The organism is Kribbella sp. NBC_01505 (assembly GCF_045040285.1).
Taxonomy (GTDB): Bacteria; Actinomycetota; Actinomycetes; order Propionibacteriales; family Kribbellaceae; genus Kribbella.
Genome location: NZ_CP109425.1, coordinates 9,299,109 through 9,320,268 on the forward strand (window position 1 = coordinate 9,299,109; position 21,160 = coordinate 9,320,268).

The following is a 21,160-nucleotide window of genomic DNA, read 5'->3' on the forward strand; positions in this document are numbered from 1 at the left end:
CGTAGCGTTAATTGCCCTATAGGGTCCAGACCGGAAACATCGGGCGGGGCCCCTAGTGGCATGGGCGGGGTTCGGAGGAGGCTGGGGTGGCGGCACACAAGGGTGAAGGACGCCGCAGAGTCAGTGGCACGGTCGCGTTGGTCTCGGCCTGTGTACTGATCTGCGGTATCGCGTTCACCGGGGCGATCGTCTTCCTGATGCCTGGGGAGCAGCCGCAGCTCGCACCAGTGGGGACCGCGCCACCGACCGAACGGCTGTCGAAGCTCCCGCCTGCGGCTCCGGGCGCGAAACCGGCGGACACCGGCTACCGGTGCACCGGCTACAGCGGTCTGCAGGTCAAGATCCCGCTGCCGGCGATGCTCAACGACACCTTCGCCTGGGGCAACAACCCGCCGTACAAGGTGGGGAACGGCGCGGGCGACATCAACTGGGACTCCGATCCGTACAAGGACCCCAGCTGGCACCTCTGGCTGCATTCGCTGCGCTGGCTGGGCAACGGGATCGACGCCACCCGGGCCGGTAACAAGGAGGCGATGAAGCACACGCTGACGATCGTCCAGGACTGGACCAAGGACAACCCGTTCCCCTGGAAGAGCGACCCCAGTGCGGCCGAGTCGACGATGCACCGGACCAACGTGCTCATCTGCGTCCGGCAGGCAGTGCTGACCGCGCTGCACGCCAAGACGCTGCCCGCGCAGTACAAGTGGCTCGACGACGCCCTGCTCACGCACGCGCGGTACATGATCGCCCACTGGAGCGGAAACCGGAACCACGGTACCGACGAGAGCATCGCGCTCTTCGGCGTCGGCTGCACGTTCGGCCGCGAGGACCTGATGAAGACGGCCGTCGGCCGGATGAACACCGCCGTCGTCCAGTCCATCGACCCCGAAGGCACGACGAACGAGCAGTCCGTCGGGTATGCCGGCTTCAACTACGGACTGTGGGGCCGGGCGGCCGAAGTGGTCCGTCGCTGCGGAGTCGAGCCGGGCCCGGCGATCGACGCGCGGCGGAAGCTGCTGGCGGACTGGATGGCGCTCGCCACCAAGCCGAACGGCGAGCTGTTCCAGATCGGCAACACCACGCAGGAGAAGGCGCACAACGTTCCCGGTACGCCGTGGGAGTTCGTGTCCTCGCTGGGTAAGACGGGCCCGCGGCCGGATCGCCGTACCGCCGTCTTCAAGGGTGGCTACATCTTCGGGCATACCGGCTGGGGTGAGACGCGGCCGTTCACCCAGGAGTCGGCGTACAGCATCAGGTTCGGGGCGCCGGCGAAGTACCACGGCCACGACGACCACATGTCGATCAATTACAACTGGCACGGCCAGGACGTGCTGATCGACCCGGGCTACTACGGCTACAAAAAGGGCGACATGCAGGACTGGGCGCCCAGCCAGGCCGCGCACAACGTGATGACGGTCCCGACCGCCAAGGGCAAGCCGGTGGCGACGCGCCTGGTGGGCTCGGTCAGCACGTCGAACTCGGACTACTACGAGCTGACCGACGAACCGGCCCGCGGGATCACCCGCACCCGGGACGCGCTGGTGCTGAAGGACCCGGACCTGGTCATCGCGCTCGATCGCGGTGAGTCGCCGAGCAACCAGCGGTACGAGACGCTGTGGCACCTGGCGCCCGGTCAGAACGTGACCGTGCAGTCGCCGACGACCGCGGTGGCGACCGGCGGCAAGGTGCAGACGCACCTGTTCCAGATCCCGTTCGGCGCTGTGAACGGCACCACGACTGTCGAGCAGGGCAAGACGAACCCGGCCCAGGGCTGGTACCTGCCGGACATCTTCCACACCACGCCGGCGCCGGTCGTCAAGTTCACCCAGACCGGTCGGAACGCCCGCATCCTGTCCGTCATCGCTCCGTCCGCCGCTGGCGAGAAGGTTGCCTACAGCACCCGATCGGCCGGCACCAGCTTCTTCGTCGACCTCACCGTCGGCGCCAAGAAGGTCACCGTCAAGGTCACCCCGGACGGCCGCCTCACCAGGATGAACTGACCTACATCTCCAGCTGACCTACATCTCTAGCTGTACGGCGGTTCGGCCGCGCGCTGGATGCCGCGCGCGGCCGCCGGGCCTAGCGTCGGGAGCATGAAACGGATCCTCGTGCTCAGCGCCGGACCTGTCGTCAGTCTGGTCGTCGGCCTGGTGCTGCTGCTGTTGGCGGCAGCCGTCGTACCCGTCCCGCTGGTGTTCCTCGGGGTCGGGCTGATCGTGCTCTTCGGGTTGATGCTGCTCGCCGGTCGGCTGGCGACCCATCGGTGGCGGTCCGGGCTCATCGCGGCCGGCGTGTGGTCGGTGGTGGTCGCTGCGGCCTTCGGGGTCGTCTTCCTGCGGCCCTTTCCGCTCCAGCCTGCTGAACCGGCGCCGACGGCCGTGCGCTACTGGGGGTTGCCGGATGGGAGTCGACTCGCGTATGTCGCCAGCCCGGCGCGCGGCGTACCGAAGAGGACGCCGGTGATCTTCTTGCACGGTGGTCCTGGCACGCCGAGCGAGGGGTTGCCCTTCGGGACCGCCGAGCTCAACGCTGCCGGGTACGACGTCTACAGCTACGACCAGCTCGGCGCCGGCCGCTCCACTCGCCTGCACGACATCACCGGTTACACGGTTGCGCGCAACGTCGCCGACCTCGAGACGGTTCGCACGACCATCGGCGCCGACCAGGTGATCCTGATCGGCCAGTCGTGGGGCGGCTCACTCGCCGCGCAGTACCTCGCTGCCCATCCCGACCGCGTCGCCAAGGTCGCCTTCACCTCACCCGGCGAGCTGTGGCCCAAGGCCCACCCAGACACCGAGGCCTCACCCTGGGGAGCCCTGACCGGCCCCGACCGCGACCGCTACGACCAACTGCTCTCAGCCCCGCGCTTCCTGTTCCAAGCCGTCCTCCTCGGCCTCAACCCCAACGCGGCCCACGCCCTCGTCGACGACCCCGAAGCCGACTCCCGCTTCCACGAACTGGCCCTCACCGGCCGCGACCTCACCAGCTGCCCCGGCGCCCCGCGCGGCTCCGTCCACAACAACCCCCAAGGCTTCTACACCAACCAGCAAACCAGCGCCGACTTCGAAACCGTCCCCGACCCCCGCCCCACCCTCAGAACCCTCACCACCCCGGCCCTCATCCTCCGAGCCCAATGCGACTACGTCCCCTGGCCCGACACCCGCGACTACCGCGACACCCTCCCCCACTCCACCCTCGTCTACATCCCCCACGCCGGCCACGCCCTAACCAACCAAGCCGGTCCCCTCTACCTCCAAACCCTCCTAGCCTTCCTAGCCAACCGCCCCCTGAACGCCTACACCGGCACCACAGACCCAGCCCACTAGCCGACACCTTTGTGGAGTCCCACTGCCTCCCCGTGGCAACAGGAGTCCACAAACCTGGGGTTCCGACCGCGGCCCGAGCTCCCACCACCCGCCCGCCACGCACCACCCCCACCACCCGCCCTTCGACTCCGCCCGCGCCCCCTACGTCTGACAGGTGTGGGTTTGCGAGATGCACGGAGGCGTACTGCCGCTTCGGTGACAGTAGGTCTCCGTGGATCTCCGCTGGGGCCGGTCAAGGACCCCGCCTTCCCGAATGTGCTCGTCCCATCCCGCCGCTCGGATTCGGCCGGTGGGGTAGTCGGTGGCTGGTCGCCGCTGCGGCCGGTATGACTGAGGCGGGTGACTGAGCAGGTGCCTGGCTGAGGGGGATGGCAAGGCCGGTGACCAAGGTTCCCGTTGCCTGAGCTTCCGGGCTACGGCTGAGGTCGGCGGGTGACGGTAGTCGGTAAGTTCCGGTCGCCATCCCCAGAAAAAGTACCGGCCAGCGAAGCGGGCAGCCGGTCTGGTCTCGCGCCAGCAGTGGTGGCGTGAGACACCTTGTGACGGCTGGAGACCTGTTGCCATAGGTCTCCAGCCCCGACTTCTTGTCTCCGGCCACCACTGGAGGCGCGGGGCATCGGGGCTGGGGAACCTTACCTGTCGTTTTCGGGAGGTAAGGTTCCCCAGCCCGACAATCACCGCCCCCGCGAGTGGCGCCACCGTGCAATCAGCACCCGAATGTGGGGACCGTGCCGCCGGATATCGATTTCCGGCGACCTACTCCTCACACTCGACGCCCCACTCCTCACACTCGCACGGTGGCTTCGCTCGCGGGCAGCACGGAGGCTTCACTCGCCGACGGCATCCCCCGGCCGACTGTTTTTGGCGGCAGCAACCACCGCGGCGGGTCAGCTACCAAAGCTCCTGATCGTCGGCGGAAACCACAACCCGCCAGCCCAAAGCAACGGGAACCGCGGTCGCCGACCGAACCATCCCCCCTCAGCCATAGACCTGCTCAGCCACCCGCCTCAGCAATACCGGCCGCAGCGACGACCAGCCACCGCCTGCCCCACCGGCCGAATCCGAGCGGCCGGACGGGACGAGCACATCCGGGAAGGCGGGGTAACTGGCCAGCCAAAGCGCCCAGCCACCGCGACCCTCCCCGAACCAGCTTGGGGAATAGCAGCCACCGACTACCCAGCCGGCCGCATCCGGTGCGGCGGCCAAGCACCGGAGACCCGGGCCACTAGTCGATGGTTACCAGGCCGGTGCGGTAGGCGAGGATTACCAGTTGGACTCGGTCTCGGGCGGCGAGCTTCGTGAGGATTCGGCTGACGTGGGTTTTGGCGGTGGCGTGGGTGATGTGCAGGTCGACGGCGAGCTCGGCGTTGCTGCGGCCGCGGGCGACGAGGGTCAGGATCTGCAGTTCGCGGTCGGTCAGTCCCACGAGCTCGGGAGCCGTCGCCGGATCGGGTCGACCAGTAGTTGCTGGCGGCAACCACGTCTCGGCGATCCGGCGAGCGACCTCGGGAGCGAGTAGCGCCTCCCCGGCGACCACAGTCCGGATCGCCTGCAGTAACGCGGGCGCCTCGAAGTCCTTCAGCAGGTAGCCGCTGGCCCCGAACCGCAGCGCGGTCAGCACCGAGTCATCGGCGTCGTACCCGGTCAGCACAACCACCTTCGTGGCAGCCAGCTCCGGATCACCGGTGATCGCCTTGGTAGCGCTCAGCCCATCCCCCGCCGGCATCTTCACGTCCATCAGTACGACGTCCGGCCGCACCTCGCGAGCCACCTGTACGGCGTTCACCCCGTCCCCCGCCTCGCCAACAACCCGCAGATCCGCCTCGGCGTCGATCAACGCCCGCAGCCCTGCCCGCACCAGCTCCTGATCGTCGACGACCAGCACCCCGATCACGTCTGCTCCTCACTCGATACCGTCGCCGTCACGCGAACCCCGGCGGCACGTTCGATCTCCAGCACCCCGTTCACCAGCGCCAACCGCTCCCGCATCCCCCGAATCCCATGCCCGGCCACCACCTCAGCCGACCCCGCCCCATCATCGACCACGGTCAACCCAACCACGCCCGGCCGCCACGACAGTTCGACCGACACCGCCCCGGCGCGCGCGTGCCGCCGTACATTGGTGAGCGCTTCTTGAGCCACCCGATACAGCGTCAACCCCACCAGCGGATCGCACGGCCGCGGCTCACCCACCACCCGGTACGACGCCGCCGGCCCATCGACCCGACTCGACGCCACCAACTCCGGCAGCTCGGCGAGCCCGGGCAGCGGCCCGCCCGAATCAGGCCCACGGAGCAGGCCCAGCAGCTCGCGGATCTCCCGCGACGCCCCCAGCCCTACAGCGCGGATCCGTTCCAGCGCCGCCCGGGCCTCGGCCGGCTTCGAGTCGAACAGATGCAGCCCGACAGTCGCCTGCATCGCGACCGCGCTCACCGACTGCGCGACCACGTCATGCAGATCCCGCGCAATCGCGAGCCGCTCCGCCGTCACCCGCCGTTCGATCGCCTGCTCACGCAGCGCGGCCGCATACGACCGCCGGTACCCAACCGCGCGACCGATCGCAAAGCACAACCCAAGCCACCCGAGCGTCGCCACCAGCTCGCGCGAACCCTCACCCCGTACAGCAGCAACCACGAACGGCGGCAGCGCGGCCAGAGCAGTCCAACCGACCGCGCGCCACCGCAGATCCACCAACCCAACCGTCCCCACCGCCACGGCGAACGCCAGCAGGAACGGCCCGTCCAGCAACGACGTGATCGGCAGCAACTGCCCGACCATCCCGAGCAGCCCCACCACCCCGGCGACCACCAACGGCACCCGCCGGCGCCACCACAACGGCAAGCTCACCAGTACGGCGTACGCGACCGCGGCGACCCGTTCCCCGCCCGACGCGGGATGTCCGGCCAACGTCGCGACGCCGGCCAGCGCGACGACCCCCGCCAGCACCCCGTCAACCACCCGCCGGCCGCCCATAGGCAGCCGAGTCTACGACCGCCGATTCGGCCTCCGCCGAAGCCTACTTACGCCCACCATCGAATGCTTTGAGTACCGCACCGCCGCCGGGTCGACTGTCTCCATGAGCAACCGCGACGCATGATCCCCCGTTCACTACAACCCCGAAGGAGTCCACATGGGTAAGGACCAGTAGTTAGAAGCGTGGACCGCCAGAGCATCACCACCGTATGGCGCGGTGCTCCCCTCGCCGGGAGCAGGTGGTGGCCTGGCGGTCCGCCCATCACCGCCCATCACCATCCATCTCGTCGGCGACTTCCGGAGTCGGGACAACTTCTTTGCTTCCCATCGCGTCATGAATGGGCGCGGGGTACGTCTCACCAGCACGGAAGGCGGCCGAGCGAGCGGATGGGGTGTTACAGATGAGCCACGACGGTGGTGGATCGGTGGAACAGGCAGGTGACATCTGCCGGTACGCCTGGGCCATCGGCGGAAAGTCGCATGTCTGCCGCCAAGGCAACGGTCACACGTTGCCGCACAAATGCGGGTACTGCGGCCTCGAACAGCACCCCGGATCGGACGACGCGCACTAACTGTCGGGGGCGCCGTCTAGAGTCAGCGCCCATGAGCGAACCTCCCCGCGTGGCCGGACTGGTCTGGAACGCCGGCCTGAAAAATCAAACACAGGCCCAGCTGGAGTGGTCCGCCACCACACCACGAACGCCGCTGCCTCTCGGCGCTGAGATCGCGTTCAGCACCGGGCCTGATCGCCAATGCCTCGGCATCTGGCGCAACGGCAAGCGCCTCGGCTGCCCGACCAGGACCCCGCTCGCCGCCACCGCGCATGGTCCGCTCTGCCCCGAGTGCCAAACCATGGACCGGTCGTACTCGATCGCCGCCGACACCCGTCTCGACGATCCGCGCGAGTTCGCCGTCTACCTCGCTCACCACGGCAGCCGCGTCAAGATCGGCATCACCGCCGCCGACCGCGGCTCCGCTCGTCTGCTCGAGCAGGGCGCTCTGAGTTCCGCTTTCCTGTCCAGCGGCACCCTGGCCGCGGCACGCCGTGTCGAGCGGCTCTTCACCTCCGCCTTCGGCGTCACCGACCGCGTGACCTCGCCGACGAAACGCACTGCCCGCCTCGACCCACCGACCGCGGAACAGCGAGCTGCCGACCTCCACGCGCTGGCTGAGAACGTCAACACCCTCGACTGGCCCGACGGTCAGACGCTCCGCACGCTCGACGTCGTCGACCACACCCCGACGTACGGGCTCCCCGCCGACGGCATCCGGCCCGCTCACACGCTCAGAGCGCTCACCCCGGACGCCGTGATCTCCGGCCGCATCACGTGTCAGATCGCTCGCGACCTCTACCTCGAGACGCCACAGGGTCTGGTCATCGCCGACACTCAGCTCCTGTCCGGCTGGCCGCTCACCACGCTCGAGCCTGGTACGGCGTTCACCGCCGGCACCGAGCCGATCGCGGCGCCGGTGCTACCGCAGGACGCCTTGTTCTAGCGCCTCCGGGAGCGGCGCGGAGTGGACGAGGTGCAGCCGACTCACGGCCCGAGTCAGTACGACGTACAGCCGCTGAAGCCCACGCTGTTCCGCGGCCACGATCCGCGCCGGCTCGGCCACCACCACGGTGTCGAATTCCAGACCCTTCGCCAGCGTCGCCGGTACGCAGACCAGCCGCGTGGCCTCCATCGAATCCTCGGAGTCCCCCAGCAGACCGGCCTCCAGCCCCGCGCCCACCAGCTCGGCCTGCAGCGCGCCGATCTGGTCGTCAGCGGCAATCAATGCCACCGAGCCCTCACCGGTCAGCGCGATCCGGCACGACTCCACGACCGCGGCCGCCAACTCATCCTCCGCAGTCCGTACGACGTCCAGCGCGTCCGCGACCGTCCGCACTCCCGTCGGCACCCCGAGGGTCGGGGCGATCTCCGGCAGCAACCGCGCCGCGAACTTGATGATCTGCTCCGGCACCCGGAACCCGCGGTCCAGCTCAACCACCAGACCGTCGGCCTTGTCCAGGTGGCCGAGCACCAGGTCCCACGAACCAGCGGCCCACGGCGTGGTCGCTTGCGCGACATCACCGAGCACGGTCGCCGACCCGGTCCGGCAGCGTCGACCCAACGCTCGCAGCTGCATCGCCGACAGGTCCTGCGCCTCGTCCAGCACCAGGTGTCCGAGCGAGCCGGCCTTCCGCTCGACCAAGTCGTCAAGCTCGTCCAGCAACACCGCATCGGCCTGCGACCATTTCGCCCCCTTCCAGCCACGCGCGGGCTTCGCCCACAGCAAGGCGGTCTGCTCGTCCGCTGTCAGATCGTCCCCGGCCATCTCTGCCAGGAACTCCGCGTCGGACAGCATCCGGTGCAGCACCTGCTCAGGCACGAGCTTGGGCCAGACCGAATTCACCAGCGACTGCACCGGCTTCGAGCGCGCGACCGCGTTCTGTACCCGGTCGTCCGGCGAGTCCCCGCGCTGTTCCATCAACACCAGTACGGCGTGCGCCAGCCGCTGTGCGAGCGCGTTCCGACCAGCGGCGTACCCGGTTGATCCCCGCAGCGCGGCGACGATCTCCTGCGCCTGCTCTTCGTGCACCCGGAACCGCTGTGCGCCCTTGCTGTACAGCACGCCCTCGGTCGGCGTACCGATGAAGGACCACAACGCGCGGACCAGTACGGCGGACATCCGGCCATCGCCCTTGACCCGCGCGGTCTCCGGACTGTCCACTGCCTCGGTCGGATGCGTGATCAGCTCTTCGATGGTGATCTGCCGAACGTCGACCTCACCCAGCGCGGGGAGCACCTTGCGGATGTAGGACAGGAACGAGCGGTTCGGGCCGACGATCACGACACCACCGCGGCGCAGCCGTTCGCGCTCGGTGTAGAGCAGGTAGGCGACGCGGTGCAGCCCGACCGCGGTCTTCCCGGTCCCGGGCGCACCCTGGACGCAGATCGACGGGTTCAACGGCGCTCGGACCAGATCGTCCTGCTCCGGCTGGATGGTGGCGACGATGTCGCGCATCGGCCCGGTACGCGGCCGCTCGATCTCGGCCCGCAGGAACGCGTCGCCCTGATCGATGACGGCCTCGGCAGTCATCACCTCGTCCTCGAAGCCGGTCAGCTCCGCACTGTCGGAGAACCCGTAGCGCCGGCGCAGCAGCACCGCCTGCCGGTCGGAGTGGGTCGCGCGGTAGAACGGGACCGAGACCGGCGCCCTCCAGTCGATGACCATCGGCTCGCCGCTGCCGTCGTGGACGTGCCGGCGGCCGATGTAGATCCGGTCGATCCCGTCGATCGTCCCGTGTTCGTAGTCGAGCCGGCCGAAGAACAGCGGCACGTCCGGCAGGTCGACCAGCGCCAGGGTCCGCTGCTCGTGGGCGCGCTGGTTGGCCTCGTTGGTGAACCGCTCGTCGTTGTCCTCACCCCCGATCACGGGGACGTCGCGGACCAGAACCTCGGAGTGCATCCGGGCCAGCGCCGACTTGGCCTCGGAGAGAATCGAACGCTCAGAATCGAGCTCAAGCATCTAGGAGTGCCTCCCTGATCTGAAGGAGTACAGCGTGAAGGAGAACGGACATCGACGGGCGACCACCAAGGGTCCCGCCCCGGAGCCGAGTCCGGTTCGATTCGATCCTTCACACAGGGTTGCAAGTCACCCGAAACAAGACGGGCGACGCTAGCAGCTCCGGCGACCGGCCACCACCGAATTAACTCAGCAGTCCTTCGCGGTGCCCGATCGCCGACGCCTCGGTCCGCGAAGCGGCGCCCAGCTTGCGCAGGACCCGGGCCACGTGGGTCGCCACGGTGTTGCCGGAGACGAAGAGCTTCCGCGCGATCTCGGCGTTGGAATGCCCCTGTGCCATCACCTGCAGCACCTCGAGCTCCCGAGCCGTCAGCCCGAACGCCCGGCCCGGCTGCCGCTCCGCGCCGAGCCCGACCCGGTTCGCCAGTACGGCGATCCGCGCCAGCAACGGCTCGGCCCGCAGCTCGTCGGCCATCGTCCGAGCCTCCTCAAGCGCAGCCCGGGCAGCGCGTTCGTTGCGTTCGGCAAGCTCTGCCGCCGCCAGGCTGGTCAACGCGTCGGCGAGTTCGTACAGCTGACTGATCTCCCGCCAGCCATCCACTGCACCCTGCCAAGCAGCCACCGACCCCTGCTCGAACGCATCGGCCGCCGCCAGCGCCGCCGCCGCGGTGGGGCGCCTCGCCATGCCCGCCCCCACCAGCTTCCGTGCCGCCGGCAACGCCCACAGGTTCCCGGACTGCGCGACCGCGAGCACGAACCACGCGGCGTCGTACTCGTTCCAGGCCGGGTGCGCCAGGGTCTCCTCGATCAGCGGCCGCGTCGCCGCGTCATCGCCTTCCAGGGTCGCCATCCGGAGCCGAACGGTCTGGACCATCGTCCCGAACGGGCGCCCGTCACCACACAGCTCCGTTGCCTCGTCGAGCAGTCGACGCGCATGGTCGAAATCACCCCGCCGTACGGCGATCTGCGCGGAAACGTAGTGCATCGCCGCGACGTACCGCGGCGGCGGCGCATCGGCCAGCGCATCGTCGAGGACATCGAGCGTTTCGTCCCAGCGACCGAGGCGGAACAGCCCGTAGGCGCGGTTCTGCGCCAGCATGCTGCCGCGCGACCGCTCGAGGCCCCAGCGCGCAGCCAACTGCTGCCCCTGCGCGTTTCGCAGGATCGACTCCTCCATCCGTGCGTCCAGCGTGAGTGAGATCGTGCCCCACTGGATAGCCGTCAGGCAGAGCGAGTGATCTCCCACGCGCAGCGCGAGCTCTTCGCACCGGGCATAGGCAGCGTTCGACGCTTCGGTCTCGCCCGCGACGTCATGTGCGTACGCGATCGGAAGCAGCGCGGCGGCCCGGAGCCCGTCGTCATCGAGACGTTCGGCCAGCTCGTAAGCCTCGTGAGCGATCGGGTCAGCGGTATCGGGGACGTCATCGACGCACAGCACGAACGCGTGCCACGCCAGCAGCCGACTCCGCAACGGGTCGTCGACACCGGGCGGCACCAGCTCGACCGCGCGTTCCAGACTGGCGGACCCCGAGTCGCCGAGGCGGTTCTGCAACAGCCCCCGCAGCCCGAGGAATCGCGCCGCCCGCGTCGGCTCGTCGGTAATGGTCATCTCCGCCAGCGCCTCGATCGAGCGCCGAACACCCCACTCGGCCCTTCCCGCCACATAGGCCGCCTCGACACCAGCCGCCAGTACGTCCACGTGGCTCGCGCCCGTCAACGTCTCCGGGCCGTCGACCTGCGGCCAGAGCGTCAGCACCTTGTCGAGCAGCATCAGCTGATCGTCGTACGCGAACTGCCGACCGGCCACCGCGGCCGCCCGCCAAGCGGCGGTCAAGGCGCGCCCGTACTCCCCCGCGGCCTCCCAGTGCTCAGCCAGCGCGGCCGCCTGGTAATCGCCCTCGGTGTCCCTGGTGTCGATCGCGGTCGCGTACCGGCGGTGCAACCGACGACGCTCACCCGGCAGCAGTGCGCCGTACACCGCCTCACGAATCAAGTCATGCCGTACGGCGTACACGGTGTCGCGCACGACGACCTGATGCCGCTCGACCAGCTCGTGCAACGCCTCGTCACTCGGCCGCTCCAGAACGTCGGCCAGGATCGCGTCCGGCACCTCGGCACCGGCCACCGCGATCGCCGCCAGCAGGTGCCTAGCGTCCGGGGACAGATCCGCCACACGATCGAGCAACAGATCGCTCAGCCCGCCACCAGTCGCGGACCCACTCGACTTCAGCGCCTCGACGAACAGCGGATTGCCATCGCTGCGCCGATGGATCTCACTCACCAGGACCGGATCAGCCGGCCGCCCGTCGACGGCCGCCAGCAACGCGGCCACCTCGCGGCGCCCGAGCGCCGTCAGTTCCACCCGTACGACGTCCGCGCGCCGACCCAGCTCGCCCAGCAACTGCCGAGTGGGGTGACCGGGCGTGAGCTCGCCGGAGCGGATCGTGCCGACCAGCAGGACCGGACGATCGACCAGATTCCGAGCCAAGTAAGCGAACAGTTCGCGGCTCGACACGTCGGCCCATTGCAAGTCCTCGATCACCAGCACCACCGGCCGCTCGGCCGCTGCCCGACCCAGCAGCGTCAGCAGCTCCTCGAACAGCCGCACCTGCCCACCATCGACCCGGGTCAGCCCGAGCTCCGGCCACCAGTCGGCAAGCGCCGTACCGTCCGTCGGCAGCTCCACACGCAGCCGATCCGCGCCCCAGGCGCGCAGGAAGTCCCGCATGACGGCGACGAACGGCAACCACGGCGTCCCGCCGGACCCCAGCTCGAGGCAACCGCCGCGCAGCACCAGCGGCTCCCCGGTCAGCCGGTCGATCGCCGTCCGCACCAGCCGCGACTTGCCGATCCCGGCCTCACCGGTGACCAGCACCGTGGTCGCCTCACCGGCCCGGACCTGGTCGTACGCCGCCTCGATCGCAGCCAGCTCGGCCGTCCGGCCGACGAGAACAGGACTGATGACAGGCGACGGCATGCGCTCATATTCGCATCAGTAGGGAGCGAGGCAACGTCGTCACCAGACCTGGTGACGACCCTGCTCTATGACCGCAGCCGCGCCTGGCCCTCGCCGGGCAGTGCGGTCACGCGTCGGTGACCTCGCGCAGGGAGCCCTTGGTGACGTCGTAGACGAAACCGCGCACGGAGGTCTTGTTGGGGATGAACGGGTCGGCCTGGATCCGGGCGATCGACTGACGCACGTCGGCATCCAGGTCGGGGAAGGCCTCGGCGGACCAGTCCGGCTTCTGGCCGGTCTCGGCCTGGATGCTCGCCTTGAACTCGTCGTCGGTGAAGGTCAGCATGCCGCAGTCGGTGTGGTGGATCAGGATGATCTCCTGCGTGCCGAGCAGCCGCTGGCTGATCGCCAGGCTGCGGCGTTCGTCGGCGGTGATCACCCCGCCGGCGTTGCGGATCACGTGCGCGTCGCCCTCGGACAGCCCGAGGACACCGTACGGGTTCAGGCGCGCGTCCATGCAGGCGACGACCGCTACCCGCTTGGCCGGCGGCAGCGGCAGGTCGCCCTTGTCGAAGCTTTCGGCGTAGCGCTCGGCATTGGCCAGCAGCTCGTCGGTCACACTCATCGGAACCCTCCAGATAACTCGAGTAAGTTGACTCAGACAGTAGCTTTTCCGCGTCGTTCCGTGACGCCGTCCCATACCGTGGACACCAGGCTCAGCGGTAGGCGCGGGCCTGCAGCTCGAACAGCTCCGCGTAGCGGCGGCCGGCGGCGAGCAGCTCCTCGTGGCTGCCGACCTCCTCGATCCGGCCCTCGTGCAGGACCACGATCAGGTCGGCCATCCGCACGGTCGAGAACCGGTGCGACACCAGCACGGTGATACCGCCGGTCTCGCTGCCCGCGATCCGGGCCGCGGCGGCGTACTGCTCGAACAGGCGATGCTCGGCCTCCGGATCGAGCGCCGCCGTCGGCTCGTCGAGCAGCAGCAACAGCGGTCTCTCGCGCATGAACGCCCGCGCCAGCGCGAGCCGTTGCCACTGCCCACCGGACAGCTCGGCGCCGCCCTCGAACTTCTTCCCCAGCTGATTGTCCAGCCCGTTCGGCAGCCCGGCGATCACCGACTCGGCATTCCCCCGTACGACGGCCGCCCGGATCGCGTCCTCGTCGTCCAGCCGCGCGATGTCGCCGATCCCGACCACCTCGCGGGCGCGGAACTCGAACTTCACGAAGTCCTGGAACCCCGCCGACATCCGCGCCCGCCAGGACTCCGGATCGATCGCGGACAGCGCCGTACCGTCGGCCAGGATCTCTCCGGTCGTCGGGTCGTACATCCGGGCCAGCAGCTTCACCAGCGTGGTCTTCCCGGCGCCGTTCTCCCCCACGAGCGCGACCGCGGACCCCGCGGGGATCTTCAGCGTCACCCCGCTCAGCACCGGCGACTGGCTACCGGGATACGCGAACCCGACGTCCCGCAGCTCGATCCCGGACGTCAGCTTCGCCGGCGCCGGCGTCGTACTCTCCCGCCAGGAATTGTCCTTCGCGTACTCCCGCAGCCAGTCGTACCGGACGAAGCTCCGAGCCACCTCGCCGACCCAGTAGATGTTCTGCGCGATGCCGCCGGTCATCTGGTCGATCTGCGGCGCCAGCAGCAGCACGAGCACGACATCACCGGCCGAAGCCTGGCCGTTGCGCGCACGCCCGATCACCCAAACGATCGCCACCGCATAGGCCACCGCGAACAGCAAGCGCACCACTCCGTCGACCTTGCCACTCCACTTCGCCGCGTCGACCCGGAACTTGAACCGCTCGGCCTGCAACCTCGTGATCCGCTCGATCAGCACCCGGCCCAGCCCGAACACGCGCAGCTCGAGTGCCGTCCGCGGATCCTTCGCGACCTCGATCAGCCGATCCGCCAGCCGCTCGTGCGGCAGCGAATCCTCGTAGGCCTTCTCCTCGCGCATGCTCCCCTTGTACGCCGACCAGATCCGCGCCGTACCGAGCAGCGGCAGCAGCAGGAGCACCGGGTGCACCGACCCCAGCAGCGTCAGCACCGTGATGGTGTTGGTGAGCGTGCCGAAGACCCACATCAGCACCTCGGAGCCGACGCTCATCCGCCAGGCCCGCTCCCGGACCAGCTCCAGCCGATCAGCCACGTCAGGCCGCTCATGGTGCGTCAGGCCGGGGATGCCGGTCGTCACGTCGAGCAGGTCGGAGTGCACCTTGCCGGCCATCCGCTCTTCGGCGGTCTGCTGGATCGGCCAGCCCACGACATCGGCGAGGAACGACACCGCCAGCCCACCGATGATGATCGCGATACCGACGCCGATCGTGTTCGACCGGTTCGTGCTCAAGCCCTCGACCAGCAGGCTGATGCCGTAGGTCTGCGCCGGAGCCGTCACGGCCCGCGCCGCGACCAGCACGGTCGAGATCGTCATCAGCCAGGGCGCTGCCCGGAACGACGTGGCCACCCACAGGCGACCGATCCGCAGACTACGCATCGGTCACGTACCTCTCGGCCTGCAGGCGGAACATGTTCGCGTAGGCCCCGTCCGCCGCCAGCAACTGCTCGTGCGTCCCGTCTTCGATGATGTGCCCGTCGTCCAGCACACAGATCCGGTCCGCGTTCCGCACCACCGAGAAGCGGTGCGAGATGATCAGCGACGCCACCCCGGCCGTCAGCTCGAGATACCGCTCCACCAGCTCGATCTCAGCTCGCACATCCAGAGCGGCAGCCGGTTCGTCCAGCACCAGCACACCGCCACCCGCATGGACGGCGAACAGCGCCCGCGCCAGTGCAACTCGCTGCCACTCTCCCCCGGACAGATCCACGCCGCCCTCAAAAGCCTTGTCCAGCACGGTTTCCCAGCCCTTCGGCAGCCCGTGGACCAGATCCACGATGCCGGACTCCCGGGCCGCTTGGGCGAGCGCTGCCTCGTCACCTGCCCGCTCGACCGCACCGAACTCCACGTTGTCGGTCACCGGCAACGGAAACCGCAGGAAGTCCTGCACGATCGCCGCGATCCGCCGCTGCCACGCACCCAGCTCGAGCTCCGCGAGATCGACTCCGTCGACCAGGATCCGCCCGCTCGTCGGCCGGTACGCGCCACCCAGCAACTTCACCAGCGTCGACTTGCCCGCGCCATTGACGCCGACCAACGCGAGCGCCTCCCGCGCGTGAATCGTCAGATCGAGATCCCGCAGGACGAAGTTGTCCGACCCTGGATAGTGAAAACTCACCTTCTCGAACCGGATCTCCCGCACCGGCATGGCCTCGACCCGGCGCCGTCCCTCGACGACCGGCTCCGGATGCCGGGTCGCGATCGTGTCGGGCAGCGCAACCATCGCCCGGTACGCCGATAGTCCGCGTCGCAGCTGGACAACGCCGTACCCGGAGCCGGAGACGCCGATCGCGAGGATCGCCGGTACGGCGGTCGCAACCTGGGTCAGCGGTAGGTCGCCGGCCAGCGCGGCGCGGCCGACGAGCAGGATCGCGAATCCGTCCGCGGCCAGCCGGACCAGACCCATCGCGATCGACCAGACGACGTTCCGGCCGCGCTTGGCCCACACCGCCCGGAACCCGGCCAGCCACTCCTGGGCATAGCGCTGCACCACCCACTCATGCAGCCCGAAGACGCGCAGCTCCTTCGGCGCATCCCGCATCCCGAGCTCGAACACGTAGGCGGCACGGCGTTGCTCCTCGGTGTTGCCCCACCAGGTGTCGATCTCGCGCTCGATCATCCGGCCCTGGTGCCACTCCAGCAGCATGGTCACGCCGACCAGCAGCGCGGCGACCAGCCAGGAGAACATCACCCCGACGATCACCGCCGAGCCGATCATCGTGACCCGCGCGGCGAGCACCCACGGCACCTGCTGCATTCCCTGGGCCAGATGGAATCCACCCTTGCCCTTCGCGCGCTCCTGAACGTCGAGCACCTCGCCGTCCTCGAGATGCTCGATCCGGTGCGGCCGCAGCATCGGCTCGGTGATTCCGATGCCGATCTCCCGCACGACCACAGCCTCGAGGATCGTCGCCGTGACCCTACGCACCGCCGGCGCCAGGCTCTCGATCAGGAACACGATCAGCAGCGCGGCGAGCAACCACCCGAACGCCCACAACGACATCGCCCCGGCCGACCCCTCGACCACGCCGGGAACGGCTCCGACCACCTGTCCGGTGAGCACGGTGACGGCGATCCCGAGCACCGATCCGAGCACGGTCAAACCGACCGTCAGCGCCGTACTTCCCGGCGCGACGCGCATCCCGTATCTCAGCAGAGTCAACACCAGACAGACCGTAACCGGTCTATCCGACAGAAATCATTCGAATAACTCGGCCCGACGCATATCCAGCAGATCCGTCAGCTTGATCGACTCGCCGTCGCGTCCACCTTGGCCGACCACGAGGGGCGGATCCGACGCCAGCACCTTCACTCCGGTCACCCGCGCGGCCAGGCTGGCCGTCGTACCGAGGATGTAGAAGTTCGCGTCGGTATCGACTCCGACCGAGCGGTTCTTGCGCAGGTACCAGCCGCTGATGCCGGTGCGATAGCTCGTGCCGGATCCGATCACCTGCGCCCGCAACGCCTCCGGCGCCACACCACGGTCCTGCAGCTCACGCACGAAGTCGGTCAGCAGCTCCCGCGCCTGCGCCGACTCTGCGGCCTTCCGCCGCTCCAGCGCCGCTGCCTGCTCGACAGACGCCTCGCGACGCCGTTCCCGCCAGCTTGCTTGGTCTTCCACAGGCCCCAAGCTACTGGATGCCGTAGTCGTGGATCTTCCGGTAGATGGTCGCGCGGGACATCCCGAGCGACTTGGCCGCGCGGCCCTTGTGCCCGTCGTTGGCCAGCAGGCTCCGGACGATCGCGTCCCGCTCCAGCGCCTCCAGCTGACTGAGACTGCGTCGGCTGATCGCCTGCACCCGGGCCGGCAGGTCGCCGGGCGTGATCACTCCGGCGCGCCGACGCCTGGCGACGACCTGCTGCAGCACGTGACACAGCTCTGCCGTGTTACCAGGCCACGGTGAGCGCATCAGCTGCCGCATGGTGTCCGGACCGCAGCTCAGCTCGCCATGGCTCAGCCGATCGAGGAAGTACGGCACCAGCTCGCGCACGTCCTCGATGTGATGCCGCAGCGGCGGCACGTCCACCGTCAACGGGAACAACGTGAGCAGATCACCCAGATCTGGTGGCTCAACCTCATCTGGTGTCAGCGTGAGCACGACCCACGGCAGACTCGACGGACGCCGCTCCAGTACGCCGTACAGCGTGTCGACCGTGAAGTCGACCATCCGGGCGTCAAGCCGCTCGGCGTGCCGGATCACCAGCGTGTGCAGGGTGTCGTCGGCCAGCTCGGCCTCGAGCTCAAGGGCGAAGCCGGGCGTCGCAGCGTCGACCACGCGCAACGGACCGCCGGGATCGTTCTGCTGATGAGCCGCTCGGGCCAATGCGACCTTGCCGACACCACGCTCGCCGGTCAGCACAACCCATTGCCGCGCCTGGCAGGCGTTGTCGGCCTCACGACTGCTGCCGAGCCACGCTGCGCTCCGGCCGACCAGGCCAGGCAGCAGCGGTCGCGACGGCGGTCGGTGGCTCTCGATGGAAGGCACCTGCCCCAGCACGCTCACCTGGACCAGCCCCGCCGAGCCGTGCGCACCACCGTCGACGGGACGGCAGTTGATCCGGACCCACGTCCCGGACGGCAATTCAGCCGCGACGGAGTCCGCCCCACCCCCAGACGACGCAGTGCGAGCAAGGCTCTCCCCTGCGTACCCGAGCACGGCCCGCTGGTCGGCAGCGTCCAAGAACTGGCGCGCCTGGGCGTTCATCATCAGCAGGTCGTCGTCGACCACCAGCACCATGTCACCGAGCCGCCGGCTGCTGTGCCGGTAGGCCTGCAGCAGCGCGAGCTCGCGGGTGGAGCTGTCCGCCAGGATCGCCGCGCGGATGTTGTCGGCGGTCGTCTTCGCCAGCGCGATCAGCAGCGACCCGGCGTCCTTCCGCCAGCAGGTCAGGTCGATGGCACCGACCGTCTTCCCGGTGACGGGATGCTTGATCGGTACGCCGGCGCAGGCCAGATCCTCCAGGTCCTCCGCGTAGTGCTCGTGCCCGAACACGTGCATCGGACCGCCACCCTCGAGCGCCGTACCGATGCCGTTGGTCCCGGCGAACTCCTCGGCGTAGCTGAAACCCGGCGCGAGATGGACCTTGTCCAGGTGCCGGCCGAGACCGGCGTCGGCGGTCAGCCGCTCCAGAACCAGGCCGGTGCGGTCGGTCAGGATGATGCTGATCGCCTGGCCGTCCAGGTTCTCGTGCAGCTGCTGCAGGACCGGTCGGGCGCTGCGGGCCAACGGCAGCTCGAGATCCCGATCGGCGACGTACGGCAGGGCGATCCGGTCGGCGGGCAGCTTCCAGCTCTGGGAGCGCACCCAGGACGCGAGGATCGTCGGCCGCACGTCATGGCTGCCGACGGGTTCGAGCGTCAGGAAGTTCAGCCGGGCCTTCGCGACCCGCCCGCTGGTCTTCGTGGTCAGTGCGAGTTCATCCACAGGGCCTCCCCACTGCACCCTCCTGAGACTAGTGCAGTTCGCCACATCGGGGGTCTCAGATTGAGACATCCGTTGCGTACCGGCGGCCGTCCGAACTCGGCAGGCCATGTTCGGCGAGGCCTGACCGCCATCTCAATTTGAGACCTCGTCGCGGCCGGCCCGGCGATCTACTTCAAAGCAACCCCAGCGACGTAAGGAGTGCCATGAGTCGCCAGAGTGTGGCCAAGGCCCACCAGAAGATCCAGGAGCTGTCCTGGGAGCCTGCCTACCACGAGCCGGTCTCCCAGTACGGGACCGACTACACGTTCCGCAAGGCGCAGAAGAAGGACCCGCTCAAGCAGGTCCTGCGGTCGTACTTCCCGATGCAGGAGGAGAAGGACCACCGCGTCTACGGCGCCTCCGACGGAGCGATCCGCGGCAACATGTTCCGGCAGGTGCAGGAGCGCTGGCTGGAATGGCAGAAGCTGTTCCTGAGCATCATCCCGCTGCCGGAGATCTCCGCCGCGCGGGCGATGCCGCTGCTGTTCCGGACCGTTCCGAACCCGGAGCTGCACAACGGGCAGGCCATCCAGATGATCGACGAGGTCAGGCACTCGACGATCCAGCAGAACCTCAAACGCCTGTACATGAACAACTACATCGACCCGGCGGGCTTCAACTCCAGCCTGCGCAACTTCCAGAGCGACTACTGCGGCACCATCGGCCGGCAGTTCGCCGAAGGGTTCATCACCGGGGACGCGATCACCGCGGCCAGTATCTACCTCACGATCGTGGCCGAGACCGCGTTCACCAACACGCTGTTCGTCGCGATGCCGGCCGAGGCCGCCGCGAACGGCGACTACCTGCTGCCGACGGTGTTCCACTCGGTCCAGTCCGACGAGTCCCGGCACATCAGCAACGGCTACGCGACGCTGCTGATGGCGCTCGCCGACGAGGGCAACCACCAGCTGCTGGCCCGCGACCTGCGCTACGCCTGGTGGAACAACCACCGCGTCGTGGACGCCGCGATCGGCACGTTCATCGAGTACGGCACCAAGGACCGCCGCAAGGACCGTGAATCGTACGCCGAGATGTGGCGGCGCTGGATCTACGACGACTACTACCGCAGCTACCTGGTGCCGCTGGAGAAGTACGGCCTGGAGATCCCGCACGACCTGATCGAGGAGTCCTGGAACCAGATCTGGAACAAGGGCTACGTACACGAGGTCGCCCAGTTCTTCGCCACCGGCTGGCTCGCCAACTACTGGCGGATCGACCCGATGGACGACAAGGACTTCGAGTGGTTCGAGTACAAGTACCCGGGCTGGTACGACAAGTACGGCGCCTGGTGGGAGAACTACAACCGGCTCTCGAAGCCGCACGGCAACAAGCCGATCGTCTTCGAGGAGGTCGACTACGAGTACCCGCACCGCTGCTGGACCTGCATGGTGCCGTGCCTGGTCCGTGAGGACATGGTGATGGAGAAGGTCGACGGCCAGTGGCGCACGTACTGCCACGAGATGTGCAAGTGGACCGACGCGACCGCGTTCCGGCCGACGTACCAGGGCCGGCAGACGCCGAACATGGGCAAGCTGATCGGGCACCGCGAATGGGAGACGCTCTACCACGGCTGGAACTGGGCCGACGTCGTCTCCGACATGGGCTTCGTCCGCGACGACGGCAAGACGATGGTCGCGCAGCCGCACCTGGACCTGAACCCGAAGGAGATGTGGACCCTCGACGACCTGCGCAAGTGCCCGCCGCTGGCGAGCCCGAACGTGCTGCTGAACGAGATGAGCGACGCCGAGCGCACTGCTTTCGCCGCCCGCTACGTCAAGGGTGGTCCCGGCGGACGTCCCGGCAAAGACTGAC

Annotated in this window: 14 protein-coding genes; 5 read left to right on the forward strand and 9 right to left on the reverse strand. The window is 68.7% G+C overall.

What is annotated here, in order from left to right; translation table 11 throughout:
- Positions 1-86: 86 nt before the first annotated feature.
- Positions 87-2,000: a heparinase II/III family protein gene (locus tag OG474_RS43290; RefSeq protein WP_405059508.1), complete on the forward strand. Its 1,914-nt coding sequence runs from the start codon at positions 87-89 to the stop codon at positions 1,998-2,000.
- 93 nt (positions 2,001-2,093) lie between these two features.
- Complete coding sequence (locus tag OG474_RS43295; RefSeq protein ID WP_405059509.1) at positions 2,094-3,326, forward strand: alpha/beta fold hydrolase; 1,233 nt, start codon at positions 2,094-2,096, stop codon at positions 3,324-3,326.
- A gap of 1,225 nt (positions 3,327-4,551) precedes the next feature.
- Here OG474_RS43295 and OG474_RS43300 read toward each other — a convergent pair.
- Positions 4,552-5,220, reverse strand: coding sequence for a response regulator (locus OG474_RS43300; protein WP_405059510.1), 669 nt, complete (start codon positions 5,218-5,220; stop codon positions 4,552-4,554).
- Positions 5,217-6,299: a sensor histidine kinase gene (locus tag OG474_RS43305; RefSeq protein WP_405059511.1), complete on the reverse strand. Its 1,083-nt coding sequence runs from the start codon at positions 6,297-6,299 to the stop codon at positions 5,217-5,219. The genes OG474_RS43300 and OG474_RS43305 overlap by 4 nt, the downstream gene beginning before the upstream one ends.
- Before the next feature lie 401 nt (positions 6,300-6,700).
- Here OG474_RS43305 and OG474_RS43310 point away from each other — a divergent pair, with 401 nt between their 5' ends.
- Both OG474_RS43310 and OG474_RS43315 read left to right on the forward strand, forming a co-directional pair.
- Positions 6,701-6,871, forward strand: coding sequence for a hypothetical protein (locus tag OG474_RS43310; protein WP_405059512.1), 171 nt, complete (start codon positions 6,701-6,703; stop codon positions 6,869-6,871).
- A gap of 31 nt (positions 6,872-6,902) precedes the next feature.
- On the forward strand, positions 6,903-7,796 hold the full coding sequence (locus OG474_RS43315) for a DUF2797 domain-containing protein (protein ID WP_405059513.1): 894 nt from the start codon (positions 6,903-6,905) through the stop codon (positions 7,794-7,796).
- Here OG474_RS43315 and OG474_RS43320 read toward each other — a convergent pair.
- From OG474_RS43320 to OG474_RS43350, 7 genes are all read right to left on the reverse strand, one after another.
- Positions 7,773-9,812, reverse strand: a complete 2,040-nt coding sequence (locus tag OG474_RS43320) for a HelD family protein (protein WP_405059514.1) — start codon at positions 9,810-9,812, stop codon at positions 7,773-7,775. The genes OG474_RS43315 and OG474_RS43320 overlap by 24 nt on opposite strands.
- Before the next feature lie 181 nt (positions 9,813-9,993).
- Positions 9,994-12,786, reverse strand: a complete 2,793-nt coding sequence (locus OG474_RS43325) for an ATP-binding protein (RefSeq protein ID WP_405059515.1) — start codon at positions 12,784-12,786, stop codon at positions 9,994-9,996.
- 106 nt (positions 12,787-12,892) lie between these two features.
- The gene (locus tag OG474_RS43330; protein ID WP_405059516.1) at positions 12,893-13,390 is read right to left on the reverse strand and encodes a beta-class carbonic anhydrase; all 498 of its coding nucleotides are present in this window, start codon (positions 13,388-13,390) and stop codon (positions 12,893-12,895) included.
- A 91-nt stretch (positions 13,391-13,481) separates the two neighbouring features.
- Positions 13,482-15,263 (reverse strand): ABC transporter ATP-binding protein, encoded by a 1,782-nt coding sequence (locus OG474_RS43335; RefSeq protein WP_405059517.1) that lies wholly within the window; start codon positions 15,261-15,263, stop codon positions 13,482-13,484.
- Positions 15,256-17,049: an ABC transporter ATP-binding protein gene (locus OG474_RS43340; protein ID WP_405059518.1), complete on the reverse strand. Its 1,794-nt coding sequence runs from the start codon at positions 17,047-17,049 to the stop codon at positions 15,256-15,258. Before OG474_RS43340 ends, OG474_RS43335 begins: the two co-directional genes overlap by 8 nt.
- A 33-nt stretch (positions 17,050-17,082) precedes the next feature.
- Positions 17,083-17,505: a hypothetical protein gene (locus OG474_RS43345; RefSeq protein ID WP_405059519.1), complete on the reverse strand. Its 423-nt coding sequence runs from the start codon at positions 17,503-17,505 to the stop codon at positions 17,083-17,085.
- A gap of 10 nt (positions 17,506-17,515) precedes the next feature.
- Entirely contained in the window at positions 17,516-19,309 is a 1,794-nt protein-coding gene (locus tag OG474_RS43350) for a sigma-54-dependent Fis family transcriptional regulator (protein ID WP_405059520.1), read from the reverse strand.
- A 203-nt stretch (positions 19,310-19,512) separates the two neighbouring features.
- Here OG474_RS43350 and OG474_RS43355 point away from each other — a divergent pair, with 203 nt between their 5' ends.
- Complete coding sequence (locus OG474_RS43355) at positions 19,513-21,159, forward strand: hypothetical protein (protein ID WP_405059521.1); 1,647 nt, start codon at positions 19,513-19,515, stop codon at positions 21,157-21,159.
- Position 21,160: the final 1 nt, after the last annotated feature.

Coding starts and splice junctions, on each gene's coding strand:
- OG474_RS43295 (WP_405059509.1), top strand. CDS start 2,094: ATGAAACGGATCCTCGTGCTCAGCGCCGGACCTGTCGTCAGTCTGGTC.
- OG474_RS43305 (WP_405059511.1), bottom strand. CDS start 6,299: ATGGGCGGCCGGCGGGTGGTTGACGGGGTGCTGGCGGGGGTCGTCGCG.
- OG474_RS43310 (WP_405059512.1), top strand. CDS start 6,701: ATGAGCCACGACGGTGGTGGATCGGTGGAACAGGCAGGTGACATCTGC.
- OG474_RS43315 (WP_405059513.1), top strand. CDS start 6,903: ATGAGCGAACCTCCCCGCGTGGCCGGACTGGTCTGGAACGCCGGCCTG.
- OG474_RS43320 (WP_405059514.1), bottom strand. CDS start 9,812: ATGCTTGAGCTCGATTCTGAGCGTTCGATTCTCTCCGAGGCCAAGTCG.
- OG474_RS43325 (WP_405059515.1), bottom strand. CDS start 12,786: ATGCCGTCGCCTGTCATCAGTCCTGTTCTCGTCGGCCGGACGGCCGAG.
- OG474_RS43330 (WP_405059516.1), bottom strand. CDS start 13,390: ATGAGTGTGACCGACGAGCTGCTGGCCAATGCCGAGCGCTACGCCGAA.
- OG474_RS43335 (WP_405059517.1), bottom strand. CDS start 15,263: ATGCGTAGTCTGCGGATCGGTCGCCTGTGGGTGGCCACGTCGTTCCGG.
- OG474_RS43355 (WP_405059521.1), top strand. CDS start 19,513: ATGAGTCGCCAGAGTGTGGCCAAGGCCCACCAGAAGATCCAGGAGCTG.